This is a genomic window from Peribacillus sp. SIMBA_075 (assembly GCF_046534585.1).
Window position 1 is genome coordinate 1 of the sequence record NZ_JAWRYN010000859.1, and the last position, 262, is coordinate 262.

At 35.9% G+C, this 262-nt stretch carries 1 protein-coding gene; it reads left to right on the forward strand.

Going from position 1 to position 262, the window contains the following annotated elements; translation table 11 throughout:
- On the forward strand, window positions 1-262 hold a 262-nt coding region (locus SB775_RS30680), incomplete at both ends, for an ATP-binding cassette domain-containing protein (RefSeq protein ID WP_410865038.1).

The window sequence follows — 262 nt, forward strand, 5'->3', positions numbered from 1 at the left end:
TGAGAAAAAATCGAAAAGAGAAGCAAAAGAAATTGCGATTAACTTATTAAATGATTTAGGGATACATGAAGCAGAGAAACGTTTTGAACAGTACCCACATCAATTAAGCGGAGGTATGAGGCAACGTATTTGTTTAGCAATTGCGTTTGCGTGTCACCCAAAGCTCGTTATTGCAGATGAGCCTACAACTGCATTAGATGTAACGATTCAAAAGCAAATTATGGGGTTATTAAAAGAGCGAAAAGAAAAACAAAATACGAGT